A 23,825-nucleotide genomic window follows, 5' to 3' on the forward strand; every position below is an offset into this window, starting at 1 on the left:
ATCGGGCTTCAGTACCGGGCATACCTCGCCATGTTACCGGCCGGTGACCTTTGCATCGTCTGGATGAGCCATTCCGGCGACATTGCCGCGTATGTATATATTGAGAAATCACTTCCGGAGGTCATATGTCGGTACGTCAGAGCCTGCTCGCCATTCTCGATCAGGGTCCCTGCTACGGCTATCAGCTGCGCAGCGAGTTCGATCGCCGCACCGGCTCGACGTGGCCGCTGAATGTCGGCCAGATCTACAACACGCTCGAGCGGCTCGAACGCGATGGCCTGGTGGGACGCGGCTTCACCGACGAGAAGGGTCACGTGTACTGGCAGATCACGGATGCGGGATCCGCCGAGGTGGCCTCGTGGCTCTCGTCCCCCGTCGTGCGCAGCGGTGCGACCCGCGACGAGCTCGCGATCAAGCTCGCGGTCGCTGCGACACTGCCCGGCGTCGACGTCGCAGCCGTCATCCAGGCGCAGCGGAGGGCGTCGCTGGAGCAGATGCAGTCCCTGCAGCGCGCGCAGTACACGGGCGCCGACCCTCACGGGCCACAGCAGCTCGCCTGGTCGCTCGTCGTGGATTCGATGATCTTCGCGGCCGAGGCCGAGGTGCGCTGGCTCGACCACACCGAACAACGGCTCACGCGGCACTCGCGCCATACCATGGGTCTCGAGCTCGCGACCGAGCATCCCAAGAAGGGGCGCCCGACGCTGTCACGGCGCGATGACCCGGTCGCGACTGCGGAGAGGTGACGCCGGGTGGTCGGCCGATGCACAGCCCACGCATCGTGAACGGAAAGTAGGATCGATCCATGGCCGGATTCTGGGGTAAGCGCAAGCGCGAAGAACAGGCTGCGCAAGCAGCACAGGACGCCGATCTCGCTCGCAAGGCGGAACAGGCGCTGGTCGCCGCGGACGAGCGCATCCGCACCGCCGGCGACGAGCTCGCCTTCGCCGAGGCGGAGCTGGGACTGTCGCTCACGAAGGATCTGACGGCAGCGCTGGATGCAGTGCGCACGCACCTGCGCGAGGCATTCCAGTTGCATCAGCTCAACCACGACGAGATCCCCGACACTGATGAGGAACTCCGAACGCGCGACGCGCGGATCGTGCAGTTGTGCGAGTGGGCCGAGGACCTGCTGGATGAGAAGACCTCAGCGTTGGCCGAGTCCATCGCGAAGGTGCGCCGCGCGCCGCAGGTGCGTGAGAAGGTGCGCTCGGACGCGGAGAGGCTTTCCGCACGCCTCCCGCAGGCCCGCGAGATCGTCGAACGTCTCGCAACGCGGTACGCGGACAGTGCGCTGAACCAGATCCACAACAGCGCTGACGAGGCCGAGCAGCTCATCGCCTTCGCCACGCACGGCGCCGACGTCGCAGAACGACGTCGCGCCGCGAAGCAGAATGAAGAGGCGAACCTCGCCTTGGAGACCGCGACCGAGGCCATCCGCCGTGTCGGCGCTCTGCTCGACGCGGTCGAGGACTTCGAGATCGAGGCGCTGCGTGCAGAATCCACCCTCGCCGAGGTCGTCGCCGACTCGCGCGGCGACATCATCGCCGCACGCAATGCGCCCAAGGTCCCCGCCGTCACCGAAGCGACCACTGAACTCGAGAAGGCCCTGGAGTCACTGGCGCCATCCGGATCGCGCAACGACCCGTTCGCCGAGTTGACACGGCTGCGAACGGCCAACACCGCACTCGACGATGCGATCGCCAAGGCGCAGTACCGCATCCAGAATCCGCTGCCGAGCATCGCCCAGGTGCAGCACTCCCTCGACGACGCCGATCGTCAGCTCGGCGTCGCACGCGGACTCATCTCCGGGCATCGCGGCTGGATCGGCGCGGATGCACGCACCCGCTTCGCGGAGGCGGAGCGGCTGCGCATCGACATCCCAGAACTCATGGCCGACGAAGACACGCGCGAGCAGGCACTCTCCGGCGCCCGTCGCGTCGCTCAGCTGGCAGCCGAGGCCCTGCAGCTCGCGCAACGCGACATCGACTCCGCCAGGCCGCAGCAGCAACAGCAGGACTGGGGTGGCGGCTGGGGAGGCGGACGCCGCGGCGGAGGCGGCGACGTCATGGGCGGCATCATGGGCGGCCTCGTCATCGGCAGCATCCTGGACGGCATCTTCGACTGAGCGGCGGGTGGAGTGCGGCTTCGACTCGCTTCGCTCGCTCAACCCGTTTCGTCTCGCTGCGCTCGCTCAACGACCCGCGGAGGCGCTCGCTCAACGACCCGCGGAACAGACACGGAAATGGCCCGGCACCTCACGGTGCCGGGCCATTTCATGTCTCAGGAAGCGAGCGCCTCGCTGGGCGGAGCCTGGGCGGTCAGTGAGATCACTCCGTAATCCCAGCCCTTGCGCCGGTAGACCACGCTCGGGTGATCGGTGCGGACGTCGACGAACAGGAAGAAGTCGTGTCCGACGAGTTCCATGCGATCCACGGCCTCTTCGACCGTCATCCATTCCGCGTCGAAGTTCTTCGTGCGGATGACGACAGGCGAGTACGCTTCCTCATCATCATTCTGAACAGGAATGGCGCCCGTGGCGACGGCGTGCAGCACGTCGGCCGATGCGGGCTCGACGTCGATCCCTTCGAGCGCGCCGCTGCCCTTCTCGAAGTGGGCCCCGCGAGGATGCTGGCGCCCGTCGACGCGCTTCTCCTTGGCGCGCCGCAACTGCTCCGACATCTTGTCGACAGCGAGATCGAGGGCCACGAACTTGTCGCCGTCGACGGCTTCCGCCCGAACGACCGGTCCCTTGCCGACCAGCGTGAGCTCCACGGTCTCGTCCGGAACACGCCCGCCTCGATAGGCGCGATGCGTGACTTTCACATCCAGGCGTTGCGCCTTCGCTGCGAGCGGCTGAACGCGGGCGATCTTCTCCTCGACAACGGTCCGGAAGCGATCGGTGATACCCACCCCGACGCCAACGATGCTTGTTTCCATTGCTGCCTCCTTGTCCCGGTCCTCCCGGCCAAGGGCGGACCGTGGTCGCCTTGTGACCCCCTACCGTAGTCCGCGCAGAGGTGGATGTCACCAATCATTCACGATGCGTTTGCCTGGAATCCGCTATGCCGCGGTGTCGCAGCGAGCGCGACCGCCCCGCGCACGCGGAATCCCGCCGTTGTCAGAGCGCGTGCGGCCTCGTCGAGAGTGGCGCCGGTGGTCACGACATCGTCGATCACGAGGACTTCGCGCGCATCCCGGGCGTGTCGCGCGCGCATGCTCCCTGACACGTTTCGCCCCCGCTCGAGCGCACCGAGTCCGCGCTGGTCCGCTGTCGAGCGGACGCTGGCGAGAAGCCGGCTCGACGCGAAGCCGGCGCGGCGGATCAGCAGCTCGGGCACCCGATACCCACGGCGGCGGAAGGCGGCCGTCGACGTCGGGACGGGCACCAGCAACGGCCGCTCCGCGCCGTAGGCTCCATCCGCGATGGCCGCTTCCAGGGCCGTGCCCAGTGCCGTTCCCAACGGTCGCGAAAGCAGAGTCTCGCCCTCTTCCTTCAGACGTCGGATGCACCGCGCCGTCACTGCGCGATACACGAGCGCTGCGGTGACCGGCAGTCCACCTGGCGTCTTCTGGCGCATCGGCGCTGCGACCAGCGCTCGCCCGCATTCGTCGCAGAGCAGGGTGCCGAGCAGATCGCAGCCAGCGCAGCATCCGGACAGCGCGAAGGCTGCGAGCTCATCGACGAGCGAGGACCACGACTCTGCGAACGGCATGCGAGCGACACTGACAGGCTCTGTCGCTGCACGCTCGGCGCAGATCCGCGATCGGTGAGGAACGTCGCCGGACGCGGATCTGTGCAGGGGCTATTGCCCGGTGTGCGTACCGAGCACCAGGACGTCTGACAACCCCGTCTGCCACGTCGTCCCGCGCTGTGCGAACAGCACTCCACCGGCGTCGAGAATGCGCACGGCGGATGATGTGCTCCCGCCGGAGATCGAGATCGATGTGTCCGGTGCTGCGGCGAACAGCCCGGTGCCACCGACGGCCTGCGTCAGTACCACCCGGTTTCCGTCCGAATCCATCAGCACGCTGAGGTCGTCGGCGCCGACCCAACTCACGCCGAGCGCCTGCCCGTCCAGTCGCGCCACCGTGTGCACCGGTCCGAGCTCGGTCGGCACACGATCCTGATCCCTGATGATGGCCGCGACGACCAACCAGCGCTGCCCACCGATGGTGGCGACCGCTGCGAGGCGCACCCCGTCCGGGCCCACCCGCAGGTGGGAGATCGATGAGGCGTCGGGGAACGCGTTCGCGATCTCGAGCGGCACCACGTCGGACTGCCACGCGGTGAGCGCGCGCGGATCCGATGCCGGCACGGTCCACGTGTAGCCGTACGGATCCATCGTCGGCTCGATGAGCCCCGCTCTGGTGTCCAGTTGGTCGACGCGCCCGTCGGCCACGGTGTAGACGCCGCCGTTCTTCAACTGCACGGCCGCCCTGGCATCATCGGCTGCGATCTCGACCGAGGCGACGGATGCGGCGATCTCGACAAGCTCCTGGGAGATACCCGGATATGGCGCGATCTCATCGCCGAGGTAGAGACCGAACTCCGACTCGGTGAGCACGACGGTTCCGGTCTCCGTGCGCGGGGACTCGATCGTCGCGCGGCCGGCGTTCAGATCTCGCCCGTTGACCGTCATCCGAACCTCGGTGACGCCGGCGGATCGCAGCGTCTCCTCCAGCTGCGTGCGCATTCGTGACAGCGCGGTGGGATCCAACGACAATGCAGCGGGAGTCAATTCGACCGTGGCGACCTTGTCGGTGTCGACCGGAACCGAGTCGCGAGCGAGCGCCACATCGCTCGGGAACGCGCTGCGCACCGCGGGTGCCAGCCACGCGCTGGGAGCGCCGGAGAGCAACGCCTGCGTCAGAGTCGTGGCGATCTGCCCACGACGCGGGTACCAGCGGATGTCCGGCAGGAGGTAGGTCCAGCTCTGATCGAAGAAGTGCAGTGCATAGCTGCGGTACACCTGAGGGAACGCCTCGGCGTCGAGGATGATGCCGTCGGAGGCCACAGTGATCCGCCACTCCCCCTCGTCGTTCTTCGCGACCTCGAACGACACGAGAGAGGTGTCTCCCGACAGCTCGGTGTAAGCGCCGAACTCATCGACGCGCGCCGTCTGATCCAGCAGCACGCGGACATCGCCCTCCTGCGCTCCGTCGCCGACACCGGGGACATCGGCAGTGAACTCCCGCGCGGCCGCCCCTGAGTCGATCGTGACACCCGCACCCGGACGCCAGGTCTCGGCGAGATCCGGGCTCAGGAACTCGCGGGCGGTCTTCCATCCGTCCGCGGGTGTGAGCGCGGCATCCAGGAAGCCCTCCACGATCTCGTCGGGACTCGCGCCCTCCAGCGGACCGGCGGCGATCTGGCTGATGTCCGGCGGCAGATCGACGTCGCCCAGGGCGAGACCGGACTTCACCTCCCCCGTCGTCGGCAGTCCGGCGCATGCGGACAGAAGTACGGCGAAGACGGCCAGCACAGCGATCGGGAATGCTCGGCGCCTGCGTTTCATGGAGTGTCCTCCTCCGCGTTCGACATGGAATCGGTGAAGTAGAGCTCACGCAGTTCGGTGAGCTGCATCGGCTGCGTGGCGTGGCTGACTTCCGAGAGCACTTCCTCGGGCTCGAGCGAGACCGGTGAAGCGCCGGTCAGATCTCCCGGCTGACGCGGCAGCGTGAGCACGAAGTTGGTGCCGACGGCGAGTTCCGACCAGACGGCGAGCGTGCCGCCGTGCAACTTCGCATCGCCCAACGCGATCGAGAGGCCGAGGCCGGTGCCGCCGATCGTACGCTGACGTGACGGGTCGGCCCGCCAGAACCTGTCGAACACGCGCTGCGCGTCCTCCGGATCCATCCCCAGCCCGAAGTCGCGCACGCCCACTGCGACAGCGTGCTGATTGCTGTCCACCGTGACGACGATCGGGCGCCCCTCACCATGCTCGATCGCGTTGCCGACGAGGTTGCGCAGCACCCGTCGTACCCGGCGCGGGTCCATGTCGACCGGTGTGTAGCCGCCCGGCGCGACCAGACGCAGTTCTGAGCCGCGGCCCTGCGCGAGCGGCAGCATCTGCTCGATGATGTCTTCCGCAAGACTCGCGAGGCTCGTCGCCTCCAGCTCCAGCTGCACCGATCCCGCATCGTACCGGCTGATCTCCAGCAGGTCGGCGAGCAGGGTCTCGAAGCGCTGCACCTGGGTGTGCAGCAGTTCGGCCGTGCGGTTGGTCGTGGGGTCGAACTGGTCGCGCTGATCGTTGAGCATGTCGGCGGCGAGCCTGATGGTGGTGAGCGGCGTGCGCAGCTCGTGCGATACGTCCGAGACGAACCGCTGCTGCACGAGAGAGAGCTCGCCGAGTTCCTTGATCTGGGCCTCGATGCTGTCGGCCATGGCATTGAACGACCGCGCGAGCGTGGCGAGTTCGTCCTCGCCGTGCACGGGCAGCCGTACCTCCAGATCTCCCGAGGCGAGTCTCGCGCTGGTCTCGGCGGCCTCGATGATGGGCTTCGAGACGGTGCGCAGCACGGCCCAGGAGATGCCGATGATGATCGCGATGAGGATGAGGCCGGCCACCCACAGCGTGCTCTGCACGAACTGCAGAGTCTGCTGCGAGTCGGCGAGGTCGTACGCGATATATACCTCGAACGCACCCACCTCCGGCACGATCAGCTGCTGTCCGACGACGATCCCCGGAGCGGTCGATCCGTCCTCCATCGGAAGCGACACCGACTGCCACGCCTGGCGATCCGGGAAGGACACCACGCGCTCGCGCAGCCCGGGACTCAGCAGGTCGGCGCTCAACCCGGTCGTGAAGCCTCGCACGCCGGTGCCGACCGGAGGCTCGTCGATCGCGAAGGCCGCGATCAGCGACGAGGAGGACGCCCGAGGGATCTCGTCGCGCACATCGCCCCACAGCGCACGCAGAGCGGATGCGTCATCGGTCACCTCCGCGGAATCGAGTGTCTTCTGGCCGGAGCCCACCGCGCTCAGGGCATCGCTGAGCACCTCGTCGCGTCGAGACTCGAACAGATTGTTCTGGATGACGAGAGCCATCGTGAGGCTCGTCACGAAGATCGCGAAGGAAGTGAGCAGCAGGGTGATGGAGATGATGCGGAATCGCAGCGAGCGGCGCCACGCCGTCGCGATCGTCTCCGGCCAGCCCCGCCAGTCGCGCCACAGCGCGACCGTGGTCCCAGTCGCGCTCGTCGCGGTCACCCCGGTCTCCTAGCTGACGCTACCGGCCCGGTAGCCCACACCACGGACCGTCATGACGATCTTGGGCAGATCTGGGTCGAGTTCGACCTTCGCCCTCAGCCGCTGCACGTGCACATTCACCAGGCGGGTGTCGGCCTTGTAGTGGTAGCCCCAGACCTGCTCGAGCAGCATCTCGCGGGAGAACACCTGCTGCGGCTTGGACGCCAGAGCGACCAGCAGCTGGAACTCGAGGGGCGTCAACGGAATCGGCATCGTGCCACGGCGCACCTCGTGCGCGTCGACGTCGACGACGAGGTCGCCGATGCGCAGCACCTCACTGGTCGCTGCGGTCACCGGGCGCAATCGGGTACGGATGCGGGCGACGAGCTCTTTCGGGTTGAAGGGCTTGACCATGTAATCGTCCGCGCCGACTTCGAGCCCGCGAACGACGTCTGCTGTGTCGCTGCGTGCGGTCAGCATGATGATCGGGATGCCGGATTCGGCGCGGATCTGCGTGCAGATCTCGATCCCGTCCATTCCGGGCAGCATCAGGTCGAGCAGCACGAGGTCGGGGCGCTGGGTGCGCCACTCTTCCACGGCCTTCGCACCGTCAGCGCAGAACACCGGCTCGAAGCCTTCGGTGCGCAACACGATTCCGATCATCTCGGCGAGCGCGGTGTCATCGTCGACCACGAGGATCCGTGAGGTCATCTGATCCCAGCCTCATCTTTCTACGCATGTGCGCGGCGCCCGCGGGTCAGGGTGGAGCGCAGCACTTCTCAGACTACTTCATGACAACGTTTCGATCACGGTAGCGCCCCTGGCGTTCCGCTGGGGGAGGCCGGGGTATGACACGATGGTTTCGCACCGTCGGAGGGAGCGCCGTGAGCGCACAGGGTTGGACAGCTGGACCGAGTTGGACGCCTGCCATCAAACCTGGGCTCATCCCGCTGCATCCGCTCACTTTCGGCGTTCTGCTCGGAAAGCCCTTCGCCACGCTGCGTCACAACCCGAAGGTGCTGTTCGGCTTCGCGATCGTCATTCAGCTCGTCGTCGCGGTCGTCACCGCAGTGGTCGTCGGCGCCGTCGTGTTCGCGACATTCCTGCGGATGGAATCGCTCTCCCCCAGTTCGCCCGATTTCTTCCCCGTGATGTGGGGTGCGATCGCGATCAACGCACTGGTCGTGCTGGCGATGAGTCTTGTGAGCCTCGCGTTCACGGCGATCATGCAGGGGGTCGTGGCGGCGAACGTCGGCCACGCAGCCCTGGGCGAGAAGCCGTCGCTCGGCAGGCTGTGGCGCCAGATGCGACCGGCGTTCTGGCGCCTGGTGGGCTGGAGCGTCCTGCAGTCGCTGGCCGCACTCGTGCTCCTCGCAGTGATCGGCGGCATCATCGCCGTCGGTGTCATGGCCGGCGTGGGCGGCTCCGCGGAGGGCGTCGGGCTCACCGTCGTGATCGGCATCCTGCTCGTGCTCGCGATGATCCCGCTCTGGGTGTGGCTGAGCACGAAGTTGCTGCTCGTGCCGTCGATCCTCGTGCTGGAGCGCACCGGGATCCGTGCCGCGATCGTGCGATCGTGGCGGCTGACCCGAGGGCGGTTCTGGACCGCGTTCGGCGTCATCCTCCTCGTGAACCTGATCATGGGCGTCGCGGTCAGCGTCGTGAGCTTGCCGCTGTCGCTGCTGGGTTCGCTGTTCGGCACCGTGATCGCACCGACCGGTCCCAACGACACCTCCGGCATCGCGCTCTACCTCATCACCGCGCTCGCGCCGCAGCTGCTGATCTACGTGCTTCAGGCGGTCACCGTGGTCGTGCAGTGCGCCGCAGGCGTCTTCATCTACCTGGACTGCAGGATGCGGTACGAAGGCCTCGATCACAGCCTCATCAGCTATCTGGAGCGACGCGACCTCGGCGCGAGCGAAGACGAGCTCGGCGACCCGTTCGCTGTCGACCCCGCTCGCGCCGTGAGCAGCACTCCGCCGCCCAAGCCGGTGCCCGCCTATCAGTCGGCGCCGGTCGGCTGGGGGCAGTATCCGCCGCAGCCGTACCAGGGACCTCAGCCGCAGCAGCCTTATCCCGCCCAGCAGCCATATCCTGCCCAGCCGCCGTACGCCACGCAGCCGCCACCCCCGGCACCCCCGGCGCCGGCACCCCCGGCACCCCCGGCACCGCAGAACTCCCCCGCGCCCGCTCAGCCGATCCCGCCGCAGACCGAGAGCCCGTGGGCGCCGCCCGGATCAGGTGGCGCGTGATCCGACTCGACATCGACCCGTACGTGCCGGACGGCGATGACGCACGACGCTGGGCCGAGCAGGAGCTTCAGGATCCGCGCTACGCCGACGCCAAGCCGACGTGGTTCGACTATCTCGCCGAGGACGTCGCGGAGTTCATCAGCGGCCTGTTCTCGCCCGACACGGGCCAGCAGGTGGGAAATCTGGCATTGATCATCGTCACCGTGGTCATCGTGGCCGCGCTCATCACCGTGCTGATCCTCTGGGGGCGGCCACGCGGTTCACGCCGGGTGAGGAGGCCCGCGACCGATCTGCTCGGCGAACGCGATCGTCGCACGGCAGCGCAGCTGCGGGCGGATGCTGCGCGCAGCGCACGCGAGGGCGATTGGGACGCCGCGACCGTGCTGCGCTTCCGCGCCCTCGCCCGTGCGCTGCTCGAACGCGACATCATCGATCCTGCTCCCGGTGCGACCGCGCAGGCGATCGCCCGCGAAGCCGCGGTCGCGTTCGATGCACAGCGCGTCGAGCTGACTGCGGCGGCGAGCGCCTTCGACGATGTGCGCTACCTGCGCAGACCGGCATCCGAGCAGAGCTACCGTGCCCTCGCCGAGACCGATGACCGGCTGGCGTCGCTGCACCCTGTGCTCTCCGGCTCCCCCCTCTCCAACCCCGACGCGCTCGAGGGGGCGCAGGCATGACGATGACAGCAGAGCCGGTCGCCGGCGAAGCGGAGCATGCGCCCAGCACAGCGGTGCGTGAAAAGGGACGTCTGCGCTCTGCGCTCGGATGGGTGGCCATCGCCGCTCTCGTCGTCGTGTTCGCGCTCTTCATCGGGAGCATCACCATCAGCGCGCCCGACTCACGAGGAGCCCTCGACCCGGAGAGCGCAGACGAGTCCGGTGCCCTCGCGCTGGCCGAACTGCTGCGCGATCAGGAAGTGGACATCACGATCGCGCGCACCCGCTCCGAGGCTGCGGCCGCCCTCGATGCCGACGGCACGCTCGTCATGGCCGACCCGTTCGCGCTGTCCGATCAGGCGGTCGAAGACCTCGTCGCGCCGGCCGATCGAACGGTCATCCTCTCCAGCGCGAGCCGTCTGCTTCGGATCTTCGAGCTGGGCGAGAACGCGCCCGCGACCTCAGACGCCGACGTGACCGCGCGGTGCGACCTGCCGGAGCTCGCCCAGGTCGGCGCCGTGCGCCCCGACCGCTTCTTCACCCCCGCAGACGGCGTCACCGGGTGCTACACGGACTCCGCCGGGGCAGCGGCACTGCTCGTCGATGACAGCGGCGACCGCCGTGTCGCACTGATCGAGGGCAGCGCGTTGTTCGGCAACGAGCACCTCGCCGAGAACGGGAACGCCGCCCTCGGGCTCGCCCTGCTCGGGCAGAGCGAGCACGTCGTCTGGTACGTCCCCTCGTTCGAGGACAGCGACATCGAGGCGCAGAGCGTGGACACCCTCGCCGCGCTCACTCCGCAGTGGGTGACACCGGCGATCCTCCTGCTCCTGCTCGCGGGCATCGTCGCAGGAATCGCCCGAGGTCAGCGCTTCGGCCCCCTCGTCGCGGAGACGCTGCCGGTGACCGTCCGGGCGTCCGAGACCATGCACGGTCGTGCGCGTCTCACCGCGAAGGCCGCTGACGCCGCACATGCAGCGCGGGCGCTGCGGGATGGATCGCTGCGCCGCCTCGCCGCACGACTCGGGCTGACGGCACGGTCGACGCCGTCAGAGATCGCGGATGCCGCAAGCGACCGGCTGCGTATCCCGCGCGGCTCGCTGCACCAGCTCCTCGCCGGTGAGCTGCCCTCGAACGACTCCGAACTGATCGACACCGCACGGCGGCTCGCCGAACTCGAAACGGCGGTCTCCACCGCCGTGCACGTGGAAAGGAACACACCGTGACCGACCCCTCCCCTGCCACCACAGCGCCTGACGAAGCTGAGCTGCGCGCAGCGATGCACCGCGTGCGCGCCGAGGTCGACAAGGCCGTCATCGGGCAGGCCGGCACGATCACCGGACTGCTGGTCTGCCTGCTCTCCCGCGGACATGTGCTCCTGGAGGGCGTGCCAGGGGTTGCGAAGACGCTGGTCGTGCGCTCGTTCGCTCGGGCGCTGGGCCTCGACACCAAGCGCGTGCAGTTCACCCCCGACCTCATGCCCGGCGACGTGACCGGCTCGCTCGTGTACGACGCGCGCACCGGGGAGTTCGAATTCCGCCAGGGCCCCGTGTTCACCAACATCCTGCTGGCCGATGAGATCAACCGCACCCCGCCGAAGACGCAGGCCGCCCTGCTCGAGGCGATGGAGGAGCGGCAGGTCTCAGCCGACGGAGTCAGCCGCGACCTGCCCGATCCCTTCCTCGTGGCTGCGACGCAGAACCCCATCGAGCACGAGGGCACCTACTCGCTGCCGGAGGCGCAGCTCGACCGATTCCTCATGAAGCTCGTGGTGGGCATGCCGGAGCGAGACGCAGAGGTGACGGTGCTGCGACTGCACGCTGGTGGCTTCTCTCCCCGCGAGCTCACCGGTGTGGATGCGGTCGTGACGGCGGACGAGATCCGCGCGGCGCAGGACGCGGCATCCGGTGTCGAGGTGACCGACGAGGTGCTGGGCTATGTCGTCGACCTCGCCCGCGCCACTCGCCAGTCCCCTTCGGTACTGCTCGGCGCGAGTCCGCGTGCCTCCACCGGTCTGCTCGCCGCTGCGAAGGCGTGGGCGTGGCTGAACGGCTCCAGCGCCGTCACCCCCGACCATGTGCAGACCATGCTCGTACCCGTCTGGCGTCACCGCCTGCAGCTGCGGCCGGATGCCGAGATGGAAGGCGTGTCGGCGGATGCCGTGCTCGCCAGCGTGATCCAGCAGACGCGGGTGCCGATCTAAGGTGTTCGTCTCCATCCGACTCGCCGTCGCCGTAGTGCTCGGTGTCATCCCCCTCGTCGCATTCAGCGCGGCGGGGGTGCCGGTGTGGGCTGTGCTGTCCGGGTGGCTGCTGCTGTGCGGCATCCTGCTCGTCGTCGACGTCGTGTCTGCGGCATCCGCACACGCGGTGACGGTGACCAGGCGCGTGCCGGCGCGTGCCCGGATGGGCGAGCCGGTGACGGCGAGCGTCGCGCTCCACAACCACGGAGCACGAACCATGAACGCGCTGTTGCGCGACGCGTGGCAGCCGACAGCCGGTGCGGATCCTGCGCGACTGCGTGTGAGGATCCCCGCGGGCGAGCGACGCAGGGTGGAAGTTCCGCTGCTCCCCCGCCGCCGCGGCGAACTGGTCAGTGAGTTCGTGTTCATCCGCTCCCTCGGACCGCTCGGACTCGGCGGCCGTCAGGCACGGCACGAGGTACGAGGCGCCACCAGGGTGCTTCCCGCGTTCTCCTCCCGCAAGCACCTGCCCTCGCGCCTCGCGCGGCTACGGGAGCTCGACGGCAACACGAGCATCCAGGTGCGGGGCCAGGGCACCGAGTTCGACTCGCTGCGCGAGTACGTGCGCGGCGACGACGTGCGTTCGATCGACTGGCGGGCGACTGCGAGGGCAGGCACGACCATGCTGCGCACGTGGCGCCCGGAGCGCGACCGTCACGTGGTGATCCTGATCGACACGGGCCGGACCGCCGCGGCCCGCGTCGGCGACGGCACGCGACTGGATGCTGCGCTGGAGGCATCCCTCCTGCTCGCCGCCCTCGCGATAAGGGCAGGCGATCACGTGCACCTGCTGCTGTACGACCGTGTCGTGCGCGGCCGGGTCACCGGCATCGATGGAGCAGGGCTCCTGCCCGCCATGACGGATGCGATGGCGCCGGTGCATGCCCGGCTGGTCGACACCGACTGGGCAGGCGCGTTCGCCGCGATCCGCACTCTCACGACGCGGCCGTCTCTGGTGGTCGTCCTCACCGCACAGGATGCCGCGGAGTCTGCTCGTGGATTCCTCGGCGCCTTCCCCGATCCGTCACGGGCGACGACCGTGCTGGTCGGATCCGTGACGGACGATGCGGTCGGGGAGCTGGCGAAGCAGCGCGGATCGCGTGAGGAGATCTACCTCGCCGCGGCCGCCGAGCGCACCCTGCGCGACGCCGAGAACGTCGCGGACGCCATCCGCCGTGCGGGCGGAGAGGCGATCGCCGCAGACCCGGAGTCGCTGCCTCCGAAGATCGCCGACCGTTACCTGGAGCTCAAGGCCGCCGGTCGCCTCTGATCCGGGGTGGGTCAGCGCCCCGGCATCCACCGCTCACTCGCCCGCGGGAGGTGGTTGTTCGTGCCGCCTCACAGCCCGAGAAGCGACACGAAGCGACACCTCCGAACGGGTGTCGTGCGCGTAACGTGAACGATTCTTTATTGCGAATCATTCAGAACAATGCCAGACTGGATGAATGGAGATGACGACGGCAGCACCCGAGCGCCTGCGGGCCGCCGGGCTGCGCGTCACGGTTCAGCGCGTCGCGGTCCTCGATGCACTGACTGCACGTCCGCACGCATCCGCCGAGACGGTGTACTCCCGGCTTCGGGGCGATCTCAGCGGCGTCGCGCTGCCGACCGTCCACGGCATCCTGAACGACCTCACCGGTGCAGGGATCGTCCGCCGGGTGAGCCTTCCGGATGCGGCGAGCGCGCTTTACGAGGTGCAGGACGACTTCGACAACCACCACCACCTGCAGTGCGTGGAGTGCGGCCGTGTCGAAGACGTCGCCTGCGCCGTGGGCGAAGCGCCGTGCCTGCACCCCTCCCATGACCACGGGATGCGAATCCTCGAAGCCTCAGTGACCTACCGAGCCATCTGCTCCGATTGCGAAAGGAAGAAGTGAATGACTGACAAGACTTTCACCACCACCCAGACCGGCACACCGGTAGCCAGCGACGCACACTCGCTGACCTCCGGTGCTGACGGCATCACCGCGCTGCACGACCGCTACCTGGTCGAGAAGCTCGCCTCGTTCAACCGCGAGCGCGTGCCGGAGCGCAACCCGCACGCCAAGGGCGGCGGAGCGTTCGGCGAGTTCGTCGTCACGGAAGACGTCTCGCAGTACACCCGTGCCGCGGCCTTCCAGCCCGGCGCCAAGAGCGAGACGCTGATCCGCTTCTCCTCCGTCGCAGGTGAGCAGGGTTCGCCCGACACGTGGCGCGACGTGCGCGGCTTCTCGCTGCGCTTCTACACGACCGAGGGCAACCTCGACATCGTCGGCAACAACACCCCGACGTTCTTCCTCCGCGACGGAATGAAGTTCCCCGACTTCATCCACTCGCAGAAGCGCCTGACCGGCTCGGCTCTGCGCGACGCCGACATGCAGTGGGACTTCTGGACCCTCTCGCCCGAGTCGGCCCACCAGGTCAGCTACGTCATGGGAGACCGCGGCCTGCCGCGTTCGTGGCGCCACATGAACGGCTACGGCTCGCACACGTACCAGTGGGTCAACGCCGCGGGCGAACGCTTCTGGGTGCAGTACCACTTCCTCACGCAGCAGGGCGTCGAGCCGATGTTCGCCGACGAGGCAGAGCGCATCGCCGGTCAGGACGCCGACTACTATCGTCGCGACCTGTACGAGGCCATCGAGCGCGGCGAGAATCCCTCGTGGGATGTCTACGTGCAGGTCATGCCGTACGAAGAGGCCAAGACGTACCGCTTCAACCCGTTCGACCTCACCAAGATCTGGTCGAAGAAGGACTACCCCCGTATCAAGGTGGGTACGTTCACGCTGAACCGCAACCCGCGCAACTTCTTCGCCGAGATCGAGCAGGCCGCGTTCTCTCCAGGCAACCAGGTGCCGGGGACCGGCATCTCGCCCGACAAGATGCTCATGGCCCGGGTGTTCTCGTACCCCGACGCGCAGCGCCACCGCATCGGCACCAACTACAACCAGCTGCCGGTCAATCAGCCGCACGCCGCTGAGGTGAGCAACTACATGCATGAGGGCAACATGCAGTATCACTTCAACTCCGCAGAGCACCGGGTGTACACCCCGAACTCCTACGGTGCAGCCGGTGGCCCCGAGGCCGACCCGCAGCGCGGTGTGGAGGCGAGCTGGGAGTCGGACGGCGCTCTGATCCGCACCGCAGCGACCCTGCACTCGGAGGACGACGACTTCGGCCAGGCGCGCACGCTGATCACCGAGGTCTTCAACGACGAGGAGCGTCAGCGCTTCATCGAGACGCTCGCCGGGCAGTACCAGGCCCTCACTGTTCCCGCCATCCAGGAGCGCTTCTTCTGGTATTGGGGCCAGGTCGACCAGGAGACCGCCGACAAGGTGCGCGAACTCGCTCTGAGCACCGCAGACGCTTCGGCTGACCCGGTGGGCGTCGGCGAGTAGCACACACCATTGCGAGGGGTCGGATGCTTCGGCATCCGGCCCTTCGTCGTCTCCGGGCAATGCATCCGCTGTGAGAACGCTGGGTGCACTCCGGCGCGCCTCCCTCACCGCCACCGCGTCCGCGTGGAAGATGTGCCGTGAATTCGGTCAACTTCGACTCGAACCGATGAGAGGGAATCCCATGAGTGAATCACTCGCCGAAGCCGCGCCTCCGACACCGTCGGTGGGCGCCCGACTCACTGCCGAGGCGCTCGGCACCTTCCTGCTGGTGTTCGGCGGCGTCGGCACAGCGCTGTTCGCCTCCAACCACTTCACCGACCCCGGATCGGGCTCGGCCGTCTACGTGGCCGTTGCGTTCGCGTTCGGCCTCACGGTCGTCGTGGGCGTCTACGCCTTCGGCCCGATCTCCGGTGGGCATTTCAACCCGGCAGTCAGCCTCGGCCTCGCCGCCGCCGGCCGCCTTCCCTGGCGGGATGTCCCCGGCTACATCATCGCCCAGATCGTCGGCGGACTCATCGCGAGCACCGCGCTCGTGCTGATCGGCCTGTTCGGTCCGGACGGCTGGCTGACCACCGCACAGGATGCCGGCTTCGCCAGCAACGGCTGGGGCGAGTACTCCCCCGGCGGGTTCGGGATGTGGGGCGCGATCATCATCGAGGTGATCCTGACCGCGATCTTCCTGTTCGTGATCCTCGGCACGACGCACAAGCTGCGCCCGACCCCGTTCGCCGGTCTCGCGATCGGTCTCACGCTCACGCTGATCCACCTCATCAGCATCCCGGTGGACAACACCTCGGTGAACCCGGCCCGCTCGATCGCTGCGGCAGTCTACGGCGGAGTCGGCCCGTTGTCGCAGCTGTGGGTCTTCCTGGTGTTCCCGATCGTGGGCGCAATGATCGCGGGCTTCGCGTACAAGACGCTCCTCGACGGCACGAAGAAGTTCTGACCGCCGAATCCGCAACGACGCACGAAGAAGATCCCGCCTCCGGTTCATCCGGGGGCGGGATCTTTCCGTCAGCCGGCGACGAGCTGCGGCGTTCCCGCCTCGTACTCGAGCAGATCGCCGCGTTCACCGCGGCGGTGGGCACGTCCGCCGACGAGCAGCATGTAGACGAGGAACACTGCGAGCGCGGCAGCGCCGATGCCGATCTTGATCGGCCAGGGCAGCGACCAGCCAGTGATGAAGCCTTCGACGAGCCCCGCCAGGAACAGCGCGAACACGAGGCCGATCGCCACTGTCGCGAGAGCTCTTCCCTCCTGGGCGAGCGCGGTCGCGCGGCTGCGCCGCCCGGGTGCCACCCATGCCCAGAACAGGTGCAGGCCGCCGGCGGCCGCGACGAAGATGCTCGTCATCTCGAGCATCCCGTGCGGAAGGATGTAGAGCACCATCACGTCGAGGCGGTCATGCACTGCCATGACGGCCGCTGAGACGCCGAGTCCGAACGCGTTCTGCGCGAGCGCGTAGATCGGCCAGATCCCGGTGACGCCGAAGAGCACGCATTGCACGGCGATCCACGCGTTGTTCGTCCACACCATCCCGGCGAACACGGCGGCCGGGTTCTCGGTGTAGTACTCGGTGAAGCTCTCCTCGGCGTACTGCTCGAGGAAGTCCGCTGGTCCGAGTGCGGCGACGAGCGCGGGGTCGCTCGAGATCCAGGCTGCGACTCCCACGGTGATCGCGATGAATGCGAGCGCGATCACGAGAGTCGTCCATCGCAGTCGATAGAGGGCGGCCGGCAGTTGATCGGTGAAGAACCGCGCCGTCTGCGTGAGGATGCTGTCGGACGCACCCGTCAGTCGCAGCCGCGCCTTCGCGAGGATCGACGACACGTAGGCGCCCTGCGGAGTGTCCCCCACCGAGGTCTTCAGCTCGGCGAGGTCTGCCGATGCTGCGCGATACCGCACGATGAGCTCGTCCACGCCCTCACCGTCGAGTCGCTGGCGGCTGAGTTCGTCCAGCCGCTCCCACTCGGTACGGCGGGCATCGCTGAGAGCATCGGCATCCACCTGATTTACTGTACTCATGTCCATGCCGATCGACACCGCCGACGAGGTGCTCTCCGGCGAAGCCGTCGCCATCGACGTGCAGCCGCTCAGCTTCTTCATGCGCGCCCTCGGCGCTCTGATCGACATGATCGTCAGCTGGATACTGTTCCTGCTGTTCCTCTGGCTGCGCACGTGGCTGCTGGGCAGCGGAATCGTCGATGCATCGATCGACGGCATCCTGAACGTGACGGCGATCGTCGTGTGCTTCGTGGTCGTGCCGATCGTGGTCGAACTCGCGACACGCGGGCGAAGCCTCGGGCGTCTGGCCGTCGGTGGTCGCATCGTGCGCCTGGACGGCGGTGCGGCCGGGTTCCGGCATGCATTCATCCGGGCCCTGGTCGGCGTGCTGGAGATCTACATGACGTTCGGCGCGATCGCGATCCTGGCCGGTGCGTTCACGGCCCGATCGCAGCGGCTCGGCGATCTGGTCGCCGGCACGTACAGCCAGCGCGTGCGTACCCCGCAGCTCGTCGCGCTCGCTCCGGTGATGCCCCAGGCACTGGCCGACTGGGCGCAGATCGCCGATGTCGCGCGGATGCCGGATCGCCTGGCACGGCGCGTCTCGCAGTTCCTGCAGCACGCGGAGCGGATGTCACCGCCCGCCCGCGCCCGCATCGCCCAGGAGCTCGTGACGGAGACGGCCCGCTACGTGTCGCCGCAGCCGGTCGCCCACCCGGAGCAGCTTCTGATCGCCCTCACGGTGCTTCGCCGGGAACGGGAGAGTCGTGCGTTGGCGATCGCCGACGCGCGCGCGGAGAAGCTCACCGGACGCCACGTCGGCGTCTGAGGCCCTTCGGCAGGCTCAGGGATCGACAGGCTCAGGGATCGACAGGCTCAGGCCCTTCGACAGGCTCAGGGATCGACAGGCTCAGGCGCGCATCGCCTCGTGACGCACGACGATCCACCCGGTCGGCACGGACACCCGCTCCGCATGCTGGGAACACAGGTCATGCGCGTTGGGGTGGTTCGTGCCACCCAGCGGACCGAGCGCGGCCATCTGGTCGCCGTAATCGTAGGTGAGCGTCGCCACCGCCTCACGGGCGCAGGTGACCTTCGAGCAGAGCCGTCCGTCCATCTGTGCCAGCGTAGAACGCTCCGCAGTCTCCGCGCGGATGCCGCGCGGGACACCTTAGACTTTCGTCATGCCCCGTCGCCGGTCCGATCGCACCAGTGCCGCGCCCCGTCGTGGGGCGCGCCACGGCCGTCATGGGCGCCTCGGACGCAGTGAGGTCGTGCGTCCGCCACTGCCGCCGCTGGAGGGTCGCGTGGACCGGTTCGACGTCACGATCGGCACCGCGGTGGAGTTCCTGCGCGGCACGTGGCCCGAGCTGCAGGAAGTGCGCTTCGAGATCGGCGCGCTGCCGCTCACTGCCGACACGACAGGTATCCCCCGCTGGCACCTCGATCGTGAGGGGCGCCGGATCGTGCTGTTCCGCATCCCGATAGAGCGGCTGCTTCCACCAGGACATGACGACGCCATGCACCGCCGGATCGCGATCGAGAGCGCGGTCTTCCGTGCCGCCGCAGAGTACGTCGGCAAGGATCCGTGGGAGTTCGGCCCCGATCAGGGATAGACGGTGACGGGGTCGGCGGCGGCAGCCCCCGACCAGATCGGCCAGCCTGCGATCTGGTTCGTGCCTGCCATGGTGATCGCGGCGTGCACTGGAGCGTCCATCGTCAGCGAGTACGTGCTGCCCTGGGAGAGATCGATGGCAGCGGTGCCGCCGGCGGGAACGGCGATCTCCTGTGCAGCGCCGCCTGCGGTGGGTGCGAGAGTGGCCGAGACCGCTGAGTCACCGGAATTGACCAGGTGGATTTGCGGGCGCGGGCCGTTCGGCACGGCGATGAGCACTTCGCTGGAAAGCTGAGGGGCCGGTGTCATCCAAGCGAAGTCGGCACCAGCGCCGATGCCGCTGACCTGACGGACGGCTCCGACCACCGGCACTTCGGCCGTGACGTCGACGGTGTACATGCCGGTCTCCAGCCCGTCGAGGTTCACTTCCGCCGGGATCCCCGCATCCAGGGGGACGGAGAGTTGCCGCACGACCTCATCGTCTGCTCGGACGGTGATGCTCGCCTCTCCGCTTTGATCGGTCGCCATCAGCCTGAGCAGCGAGACAGGGTAGTCGGCGTTCTCGACCAGCACCTGAACACCCGCGAACGTGAGGTCGGTGCGCGGAGACCCCGCCGTGTCCTGCAGGTCGATTCCGGATGGGTCGAGCGTGCGGATGAGTGAGGACTGCAGCACCGCACGCAGCGGCGCGCCGGCGGCGGTGACTCGAACGACGGGTTGCTGCAGTCCCGCAGCGACGGACGCCAGTGGTACAGCGAGCTGAGTACCGGCAGGCACGAGCGTCGTGGTCGACGACTGCTCGCTTCCGAACACCGTGATCGTCGCCGTGGCGGTGACGTCACCGGGGTTGGACAGGATGATGAGGTCGCTCGTTCCGGTCTCGACGGTGCCGCCGACCAGCCACGACTCTGTGCTCGGCTCGCGGCATGCGCTGCCGGCCAGACCGGAGAGGTCGTCGGCAGCCAGCGAGATCGACTCCGCCGCGGCGATCAGCGCGGCAGAGCCCTGATCGGGGCTGCCGACGATCTTGCTCGGGCCGGTCGCCGGACCGCTGAAATCGGCGGTGGATAGATCGACGGCTGCGAGCTCGGAGCTCTCACTCGTGCCGACGCTGTCGCGTGTCAGCGCGAAGTCGCCTGCGGAAGACATCTGTCCGGCATTCTGCGTGTTGCGGCCGATCGCGCGGAAGTCCCCGGTGCACACGAGCGTCGAGTCTCCTGCGGTCGGCGTCACGGACACCTGAGCGGGTTCGTTCACCACGCCGGGCCACGGCAGAGCGACGGCGGCCGTCACGCCCACCACGCAGCCGACTGCGACAGCCGCTCCGACGAGCAGCCTGGCGCCCGTGGCGACGACACGGATCGCACGGTTCTGGGTCATCGCTCCTCCTCCCGGTCGGTGCTGTGTTCGGCTTCGACGCCCTGCTCCGGATCGGATTCCTCGAGCGCATCCTCAGCGGTCTCATCGTCGGCATCAGCGGTGTCGTCGGGGGCATCGGCAGTGTCGGCGTCTGCATCAGCGGTGTCGTCGATGTCGTCTTCGCCGTGCGGATCGCGCTGATCCGGATGCTCTTCGTGCGCCTGATCGTCGTGGCGCCTGGGAAGCACGATCGGCTCTTCGGGCGATCGTCCGACGATGCGCGACTGCGCGCGCGCGGCGCGCCTGGAGGAGCGAGTGGGGATCGCGAGCAGGAGCGCCGCGAACAGGACGATCAGCTGCAGCGTCGTGACGGCGGTGGCCGTGCCTTCCTGCACGTTGCTGAGGGCTGCCCGCTCAGCGGGCGTGGCCTCGAGGCGCCAGAGCACGCCCTTCTCCGTCTCCCCGACCTTCACGAACCCGGCGCGCTGGTCGAGGGCGGTGATCGCTGCCACTCGGAAGGCGCGGGCGGCATCCGACTCATCGGTGTCGACCTGATCGAGAAGGACGAAGTGGATGCCATGAGCGCCGAGTTCGGACGGCGCGTCGAAGGTGCGCGTCGAGAGCAGATCCACCGACAGCGCGCTGATGTCCGTCCCCGGCGGCCTGGTGGCGGTGCTGAGCATCGTCGTCTGCGCCCCGAGCGTCTCACTCGCGCCCCACACGACCTCAGCCGCCAGTCCGCCGTCGTTTTGCGGAACGAGGACGAGAGTCGCGATATCGCGGTCACCCTTCGCCTCGGCCGCGACAAAGGCAGGAAGAGTGCTCTCCGGCCCTTCGGTGAGCACGGTGCGGTCGGTGTGCAGAGCGGTGAGGGCAGGCACCGCGCACAGCGCGAGCGCGAGGCCCGCGACGGTGACCGCGGACACGCGCAACTTGGGCAGTGTCACGGCGGTGTCGAGCGTGACCAGTGCCGCGCCGACGACGCCGGCCCAGGCGAGGCTCAAGCCGGTGCCTGGCCAGATCTCGACGGGCACGCCGTTCGCGAAGCTGACGACCACGCCGACTGCGACGAATGCCGTCGCGAGACCCGTCATCGCGACGGCGAGAAGGGTGATGCCCGCACCCCACCGAGGCGCGATCGCCGCGGCCAGAGCGAGCAGCGCGATCGGAACGATGAGCAGCGGCGCCCAGACGGCGACTGCCGGGTCGATCACTTCGGTCCAGCCGGCCAGATCGGAAGTGGGGAATCCTGTCGCCAGCAGCAATCGTCCTGCGCTGTCGCCTGCGACCTGCGGGCCGGCCCACGCCAGCCCCGGATCGGCGAAGACCGCCCAGAGGTCGCCGTACCGAACCTGCCAGATCACCAGCGGCGCGAACAGCACCGCAGTGGGGGCCAGCATCCAGAGCAGACGGACCGCACCGTGGAACCAACCGCGGGTCAGCACGATCACGAGGGCTGTGGCCCAGAGCAGGCCGAGGGCCGGGGCGAGCACCGGCGCGCATGCGAGGACGGCGGCGAGAATGATGGATGCCGCACCGGCCGCACCCCAAGAACGATGCGCGACGACTGCGGCGTGGAAGAGCCACGGCAGCAGCAGATGCAGCAGAACAGCAGCCGGTCGGCCTTCGACCAGGGCGGTGAGGAAGGTAGGCGCGAGCGCCCATGCAACGCCGCCGAAGATGCGCAGGCCGCCGCGGTCGGTGATCCGCGTCGCCGCGAACCAGCCCCCGAGCACGGCGAGAGGAAGGGCGAGCAGCCAGAGCAGCACGATCGAGAATGAAGGAGCGCCGGCCCACAGCGTCCCGAGCACGGCGATGACTCCGGAGAAGGGATCTGCCGGGCCGACGACTCCGATGCCGAGGCCGTGCTGACCCCACGCCGCGTCTTCCCAGAGCGCCGCGACGGTGTTGCGCAGGGGCAGCAGGGCTCCCCCGCCGATCGCCGGCCACGCCAGCAGCGTGAAGAACGATGCGACGCCGACCACGAGAGCACCGAGCACCGCCCAGGCACCGCCGCCCGAGAAGAAGTTCAGTTCGCTGAGCGCGCCGCCCTCGCTGCCATGGCCGTCGTCGAGGCGTCGACTCAGCTGCGCGCGCGTCATGCGCAGCGGGGCGATGCTCGACCAGGTCGCGGTGCGGGAGGAGCGGATGCCCTTCCGTGAATGCGCGACGGCGCCGACACGCACCATCGCCATGATGGCCGCGCCCCACTCGGGGAACACCGATGCCGGACGTTTGCCGATCAGATGCACGATGGTGCGCCACAGCGCCAGAGGCAGCAGCGAGAGCCAGTGCAACGGGACCGCTGCCGCCGGAGCGTAGGAGAGGCGGCGGTGCAGCTGTGCGAGCCGCGTGACGTAGGCGCGTTGCGCTGCGTTGCGCGGAAGGGCTGCAGGCCCGTCCGGGTGCACGGACACGCGCGCGCCCGGTGCCAGCACGACGCGGGCGCCCGAGAGCCGTGCACGCACGCCGAGGTCGAGCCCCTCGTCCGCACCGGCAAGGGCGGGGTCGGGCCGAAGCCGATCACGTGCCTCGCTGCGGATCAGGATGCCGCGGACATCCGAGCCGAGCGCGTCTTCACCCCTGTCGTGCTGACCCTGGTCGAGCTCGCCTGCTGCCAGTTCGACCGAGCGACCCAGCGTGGTCATGGTGACACCGAGCGATACGAGCTCGCGTTCGTTGTCGACGTTCACGAGCTTGGGTGCCGCGAACGCCGCGGACGGCGAGCGCTCCAGTGCCCCCGCGAGTTGTGCGAGGGCCTGCGGGTGCGGTGCGGTGTCGTGGGCGAGCAGCCATACCGCGGCGCCTTCGGCCACGCGCGGCCTGGCGAGTTCCACGGCCTCGGCGTACGAGGTTCCGCCGTGCGCTTCGATGATGCCTTCCACGACAGCCGCGACGGCGTCGCTGGCGCGCGCACCCGATCCATCGCCTGATACGACCAGTGTGACCGCATCGGGGCGTCGGGCCTGGAGAGTCAGCGCGTCGAGTGTCCGCAGCAGCTGTGCATGCGCGGATGAACCGGGGCGCGCGACGATGATGGCATGAACTGGGGTAGGCATGGCCTGGTCAGCCTATGCTCTGACTTCGCCGCCCGCGGTCACCCCGCCCGGCGTGCCCGGCAAGCT

General features: G+C 68.5%; 21 protein-coding genes. 12 read left to right on the forward strand and 9 right to left on the reverse strand.

Features of this window, described 5'->3' with window-relative positions:
• The first annotated feature begins 125 nt into the window (after nt 1-125).
• Nucleotides 126-746 carry a PadR family transcriptional regulator gene (locus JF52_RS0101220; protein ID WP_033104720.1) on the forward strand — a complete coding sequence of 207 codons (621 nt, stop codon included), beginning with the start codon at nt 126-128 and terminating at the stop codon, nt 744-746.
• Between the two features lie 59 nt (nt 747-805).
• Nucleotides 806-2,128, forward strand: a complete 1,323-nt coding sequence (locus JF52_RS0101225) for a coiled-coil domain-containing protein (RefSeq protein ID WP_033104721.1) — start codon at nt 806-808, stop codon at nt 2,126-2,128.
• 155 nt (nt 2,129-2,283) lie between these two features.
• On the opposite strand, the gene hpf is transcribed toward JF52_RS0101225, so the two are convergent.
• The 5 genes from hpf to mtrA all read right to left on the reverse strand — a co-directional run bounded on the left by hpf (nt 2,284) and on the right by mtrA (nt 7,906).
• A complete protein-coding gene (gene hpf, locus JF52_RS0101230) occupies nt 2,284-2,940 on the reverse strand; it encodes a ribosome hibernation-promoting factor, HPF/YfiA family (protein WP_033104722.1) in 657 nt (218 codons plus the stop codon).
• Nucleotides 2,941-3,038: 98 nt separating this feature from the next.
• On the reverse strand, nt 3,039-3,716 hold the full coding sequence (locus JF52_RS0101235; protein ID WP_033104723.1) for a ComF family protein: 678 nt from the start codon (nt 3,714-3,716) through the stop codon (nt 3,039-3,041).
• Nucleotides 3,717-3,806: 90 nt separating this feature from the next.
• Nucleotides 3,807-5,519, reverse strand: coding sequence for an LpqB family beta-propeller domain-containing protein (locus JF52_RS0101240; RefSeq protein WP_033104724.1), 1,713 nt, complete (start codon nt 5,517-5,519; stop codon nt 3,807-3,809).
• On the reverse strand, nt 5,516-7,216 hold the full coding sequence (mtrB, locus tag JF52_RS0101245; RefSeq protein ID WP_052166661.1) for an MtrAB system histidine kinase MtrB: 1,701 nt from the start codon (nt 7,214-7,216) through the stop codon (nt 5,516-5,518). Before mtrB ends, JF52_RS0101240 begins: the two co-directional genes overlap by 4 nt.
• Nucleotides 7,217-7,225: 9 nt before the next feature.
• Entirely contained in the window at nt 7,226-7,906 is a 681-nt protein-coding gene (mtrA, locus tag JF52_RS0101250) for an MtrAB system response regulator MtrA (RefSeq protein WP_033104725.1), read from the reverse strand.
• Nucleotides 7,907-8,079: 173 nt separating this feature from the next.
• Here mtrA and JF52_RS0101255 point away from each other — a divergent pair, with 173 nt between their 5' ends.
• The 8 genes from JF52_RS0101255 to aqpZ all read left to right on the forward strand — a co-directional run bounded on the left by JF52_RS0101255 (nt 8,080) and on the right by aqpZ (nt 16,668).
• Complete coding sequence (locus JF52_RS0101255; RefSeq protein WP_033106148.1) at nt 8,080-9,447, forward strand: hypothetical protein; 1,368 nt, start codon at nt 8,080-8,082, stop codon at nt 9,445-9,447.
• Nucleotides 9,444-10,124 carry a DUF4129 domain-containing protein gene (locus JF52_RS0101260; protein ID WP_152594787.1) on the forward strand — a complete coding sequence of 227 codons (681 nt, stop codon included), beginning with the start codon at nt 9,444-9,446 and terminating at the stop codon, nt 10,122-10,124. Before JF52_RS0101255 ends, JF52_RS0101260 begins: the two co-directional genes overlap by 4 nt.
• Complete coding sequence (locus JF52_RS0101265; RefSeq protein ID WP_052166664.1) at nt 10,121-11,329, forward strand: DUF4350 domain-containing protein; 1,209 nt, start codon at nt 10,121-10,123, stop codon at nt 11,327-11,329. Before JF52_RS0101260 ends, JF52_RS0101265 begins: the two co-directional genes overlap by 4 nt.
• A gap of 53 nt (nt 11,330-11,382) precedes the next feature.
• On the forward strand, nt 11,383-12,306 hold the full coding sequence (locus JF52_RS0101270; RefSeq protein WP_052166890.1) for an AAA family ATPase: 924 nt from the start codon (nt 11,383-11,385) through the stop codon (nt 12,304-12,306).
• Between the two features lies 1 nt (nt 12,307).
• Nucleotides 12,308-13,615 carry a DUF58 domain-containing protein gene (locus tag JF52_RS0101275; protein WP_033104727.1) on the forward strand — a complete coding sequence of 436 codons (1,308 nt, stop codon included), beginning with the start codon at nt 12,308-12,310 and terminating at the stop codon, nt 13,613-13,615.
• Nucleotides 13,616-13,790: 175 nt separating this feature from the next.
• The gene (locus JF52_RS0101280; protein WP_274607439.1) at nt 13,791-14,222 is read left to right on the forward strand and encodes a Fur family transcriptional regulator; all 432 of its coding nucleotides are present in this window, start codon (nt 13,791-13,793) and stop codon (nt 14,220-14,222) included.
• Entirely contained in the window at nt 14,223-15,722 is a 1,500-nt protein-coding gene (locus tag JF52_RS0101285) for a catalase (protein ID WP_033104728.1), read from the forward strand.
• A gap of 181 nt (nt 15,723-15,903) precedes the next feature.
• Nucleotides 15,904-16,668: an aquaporin Z gene (aqpZ, locus tag JF52_RS0101290; RefSeq protein WP_052166665.1), complete on the forward strand. Its 765-nt coding sequence runs from the start codon at nt 15,904-15,906 to the stop codon at nt 16,666-16,668.
• Nucleotides 16,669-16,736: 68 nt separating this feature from the next.
• Here the strand turns inward: aqpZ and JF52_RS0101295 are convergent, their stop codons facing one another.
• On the reverse strand, nt 16,737-17,729 hold the full coding sequence (locus tag JF52_RS0101295; RefSeq protein ID WP_033104729.1) for a stage II sporulation protein M: 993 nt from the start codon (nt 17,727-17,729) through the stop codon (nt 16,737-16,739).
• Between the two features lie 16 nt (nt 17,730-17,745).
• Between JF52_RS0101295 and JF52_RS0101300 the strand changes: the two genes are divergently transcribed.
• Nucleotides 17,746-18,555: an RDD family protein gene (locus JF52_RS0101300; protein ID WP_033104730.1), complete on the forward strand. Its 810-nt coding sequence runs from the start codon at nt 17,746-17,748 to the stop codon at nt 18,553-18,555.
• Nucleotides 18,556-18,636: 81 nt separating this feature from the next.
• Here JF52_RS0101300 and JF52_RS0101305 read toward each other — a convergent pair whose 3' ends face one another.
• The gene (locus JF52_RS0101305; protein ID WP_033104731.1) at nt 18,637-18,843 is read right to left on the reverse strand and encodes a DUF3499 family protein; all 207 of its coding nucleotides are present in this window, start codon (nt 18,841-18,843) and stop codon (nt 18,637-18,639) included.
• Between the two features lie 67 nt (nt 18,844-18,910).
• On the opposite strand from JF52_RS0101305, the gene JF52_RS0101310 reads away from it, so the two are divergent.
• The gene (locus JF52_RS0101310; protein WP_234000105.1) at nt 18,911-19,342 is read left to right on the forward strand and encodes a hypothetical protein; all 432 of its coding nucleotides are present in this window, start codon (nt 18,911-18,913) and stop codon (nt 19,340-19,342) included.
• Here the strand turns inward: JF52_RS0101310 and JF52_RS0101315 are convergent.
• Complete coding sequence (locus JF52_RS0101315) at nt 19,333-20,721, reverse strand: DUF5719 family protein (RefSeq protein WP_033104733.1); 1,389 nt, start codon at nt 20,719-20,721, stop codon at nt 19,333-19,335. The two genes, JF52_RS0101310 and JF52_RS0101315, sit on opposite strands and share 10 nt — an antisense overlap.
• Nucleotides 20,718-23,759: a glycosyltransferase gene (locus tag JF52_RS0101320; protein WP_084595451.1), complete on the reverse strand. Its 3,042-nt coding sequence runs from the start codon at nt 23,757-23,759 to the stop codon at nt 20,718-20,720. The genes JF52_RS0101315 and JF52_RS0101320 overlap by 4 nt, the downstream gene beginning before the upstream one ends.
• Between the last annotated feature and the right edge of the window lie 66 nt (nt 23,760-23,825).

Source organism: Microbacterium profundi, assembly GCF_000763375.1.
GTDB classification, from domain to species: Bacteria; Actinomycetota; Actinomycetes; order Actinomycetales; family Microbacteriaceae; genus Microbacterium; species Microbacterium profundi.